The 3,211-nt window shown below is 64.8% G+C and carries 3 protein-coding genes; 2 read left to right on the top strand and 1 reads right to left on the bottom strand.

The window, feature by feature from the left end; all coding sequences use genetic code 11:
- Positions 1-1,220: ABC transporter ATP-binding protein (locus EOC06_RS28095; protein WP_164898773.1), on the bottom strand; the 1,220-nt coding region annotated here is incomplete at its 3' end.
- Positions 1,221-1,410: 190 nt separating this feature from the next.
- Between EOC06_RS28095 and EOC06_RS28090 the strand changes: the two genes are divergently transcribed.
- Together EOC06_RS28090 and EOC06_RS43730 are read left to right on the top strand one after the other, a co-directional pair.
- The gene (locus EOC06_RS28090) at positions 1,411-2,769 is read left to right on the top strand and encodes an LLM class flavin-dependent oxidoreductase (RefSeq protein WP_128309317.1); all 1,359 of its coding nucleotides are present in this window, start codon (positions 1,411-1,413) and stop codon (positions 2,767-2,769) included.
- A 21-nt stretch (positions 2,770-2,790) separates the two neighbouring features.
- Positions 2,791-3,211: DUF427 domain-containing protein (locus tag EOC06_RS43730; protein WP_245470145.1), on the top strand; the 421-nt coding region annotated here is incomplete at its 3' end.

Here is a 3,211-nt window from a genome sequence, read left to right as displayed (position 1 = left end):
AGGCTGGCGAGCCGGCGCAGCGGGCGGCCGAGGATGCGGCCGATCCGCTGGCGCGGGTTGAGCGTGCGATCCGGCGACTGGAAGACCATCTGCACGTCGCGGCGTTCGGCAAGGTTTCTCTTCTCGACGCGCGGCGCGACCGTCCTGCCGAACAGTTCGACCGATCCGGCGCTGGGCGTCTGCAGGCCGGTGACGATCCTTGCCAGTGTCGACTTGCCGGAACCGGACTCGCCGATCAGCCCGAAGGTTTCGCCCTGGCCGATGTCGAGATCGATGCCGTGCAGCACTGACTGGCTGCCGAAGGCATGACTGATGCCTTTGCAGGCGATCGCGATCCGGCGTTCTTTTGGCAAGCCGGCGTCTTCGCCTTGGGCTGTGGGGTGCGCTGGCATGCCGTCCGTCTCCGCCAGTCTTCCGTCCCGCTTGGTGTAGTTGAGCGCCGGGATCGAGGCGATGAGCGCTTTGGTGTAGGCGTGAGAGGGGTTGTCGAAGACATCGCCCGCAACGCCGCTTTCGACCACGGCTCCCGCCTGCATCACCGCCACCCGGTTGCAGGAGCGGCGGATCATGTGGATGTCGTGGCTGATCAGCAGGATACTGGTTTTGTGATCCTTGCGCAGGTCGGAGAGGATGGCGATGATCTCGGACTGGACGCTGGCGTCGAGCGCCGTCGTCGGCTCATCCAGCACCAGCAGCGACGGGTCGAGCGCAATCGCGATGGCGATGTTTGCGCGCTGCTGCATGCCGCCGGAGAGTTCGTGCGGATAGAGATCCAGCACACGCTCCGGATGGCTGACGCGGACCCGGCCGAGCAGTTCGGTCGCACGCTCGCGCGCCTCGTCGAGGCGAACCGGGCGGTGCCGCATGATCGTCTCGGTGATCTGCCGGCCGATCGTCATGCTTGGATTGAGCGCCGCGCCCGGATGCTGGTAGACGGCCGCGATTTGATTTCCCCTGAGCCGGCGGAGCTGCTCGGCGGAAAGGTCGCGGATTTCGCGGCCCTGGAATTCAAGCGCTGAGGCCGCGATACGGGCGTTCTTCGGCAGATAACGCAGGATGGCGAGCGCCACAGAGCTTTTGCCCGATCCTGACTCGCCGACCAGGCCGAGCGCCTCGCCTTGGCCTATGTGCAGCGACACGCCGCTGACGGCGGGATGCGATCCCTTGCGCCCGTCATAGGCGACGGACAGCTGGTCTACGTTCAGAACCGAGGAGGACATGGGGACTTGAAACCACTTTCTTCCAGCGCCGCCATCGAGGGCAATCGCTTCCGCTTTCGGAGTGCATTATCTCTATAAAATTACTCGGATTAAGCCGGAGCGCAATCTACCTTTCTCGCATCAGCAGAGATTGTCGCGGCTTAGGCAAGCAGCGCGACGGTCTCCGGAGCAGATCTGGAAGGAGGCCGTCATGGCTCGAGACCACATGATCCTCAGCGCATTCTTCTTCAACCCGCAGGGCGATCACCGGATGTCGTGGCGCCATCCCAGGGCGCCGAGGCGGGAGGTGCTGGACTTCGAATTCTACCGCGATCTCGTGCAGGCGGCCGAGCGCGCCAGGATCGACACCATCTTCGTCGCCGACCACGTTTCGATTTGGGATTCGGTCAAGAGCGGCGTCGCCCACTACGCCAATGCCCGCCTCGAACCGCTGACGCTGCTCTCGGCGCTGGCGGGCGTGACCAAGCATATCGGCCTGATCACCACGGCATCGAGTTCCTACAGCGAGCCCTACAATGTGGCGCGCATGTTCGCCTCGCTCGACCACATCAGCAAGGGCAGGGCGTCGTGGAACGTCGTCACCTCGGCGATGGACGAGGAGGCGCGCAATTTCGGCCGCGACGGCAATATCGAACATGCGTTCCGCTACGAGCGTGCGGCCGAATTCCTCGATATCGTCAAAGCGCTGTGGGACAGCTGGGAAGACGAGGCGCTGCTGATCGACAAGGCGTCGGGCTATTTCGCCGACCCCGACAAGGTCCATCCCATCGATCACAAGGGCAAGCACTTCAAGGTCCGCGGCCCGCTCAACGTCTCGCGGCCGCCGCAGGGCCATCCGCTGATCGTCCAGGCGGGCTCCTCGGAGGACGGCAAGAACTTCGCCACCGCCCAGGCCGATGCGCACTTCGCCATCTACAGCACCAAGGAAGATGGCATCAAATACCGTCAGGATATCAACGAGCGGCTGGCCCGCCACGGCAGGCGGCCGGAGAGCTTCAAGATCCTGCCCGGCATCCTGCCTGTTGTCGCCGCCTCCGAAGCAGAAGGCCGGGAAAAGCAGGAATACCTGCAGACCTTGCTGCCGGATCAGGTCGGCATCGACCTTCTGTCCAGCTGGAGCGGGTTGGACCTGTCGCTGTTCCCGCCGGACGGGCCATTGCCGCCGCTGCCGGACGAGAGCACGTTCAACGGCGGACGCACGTCGCTCAACCGGGTCAGGCAATGGGCGAAGCAGAATCTCAGCCTGCGCGAGATCGCCCGCAAACTCGCCAACAGCGGTTCGGTGCCGACCGTCGCCGGCACGCCGGTACAGATCGCCGACCAGTTGCAGGACTGGTTCGTTTCCGGTGCCGCCGACGGCTTCAACTTGATGTTCCCGCTGCTGCCCGAGGACTGGGTGAATTTCGCCGAACAGGTGGTTCCGGAGCTGCAGCGGCGCGGCGTGTTCCCGACCGAATACGCGCCGGGAACGCTGCGCGACCGCTTCGGCCTGGCGCGGCCAGCCAATCGCTTCGCCGAACAACGCGACAATGCGCGCGCGGTGTCCTGACGTCAGGCCGGGAGAACGATCATGACCGTTGCACCAAGATTGCAGCCGCGCGAAGCCACCGCGCCGCAGCTCGTCAATGTCCTGCACAGCCCCAAGCGCGTGCGCGTCAAGTTCGGCGGCCGCACCATCGCCGACAGCCGCAACGTGCTCGTGCTGCGCTCCAACCATTTCCTGCCGATCTATTTCTTCCCGCCGTCAGCGGTCGACCCGTCGGTGCTGAGACCCTCACTGCATCGCGAACCGCACCCGGTCGGTGGCGAAACCGCCTATTGGGATATCGACAGCGGTGACAGGCGCAGCGCCAACGCGGCCTGGGCGTTCGTGTCGACACCGGATGAAAACCTGGCGCCTCTGGCCGGCCGCATCGCCTTCACCTGGAAAGCCGTCGACCAATGGTTCGAGGAGGAAGAGGAAGTCTTCGTCCACGCCCGCGATCCCTACG

It is taken from the genome of Mesorhizobium sp. M7A.F.Ca.MR.362.00.0.0, assembly GCF_004023175.1.
Classification (GTDB): domain Bacteria; phylum Pseudomonadota; class Alphaproteobacteria; order Rhizobiales; family Rhizobiaceae; genus Mesorhizobium.
The sequence above is the reverse complement of the archived record's forward strand: the minus strand, read 5'-3'. Positions and strand labels throughout refer to the sequence as shown.

Coding starts and splice junctions, on each gene's coding strand:
- EOC06_RS28090 (WP_128309317.1), top strand. CDS start 1,411: ATGGCTCGAGACCACATGATCCTCAGCGCATTCTTCTTCAACCCGCAG.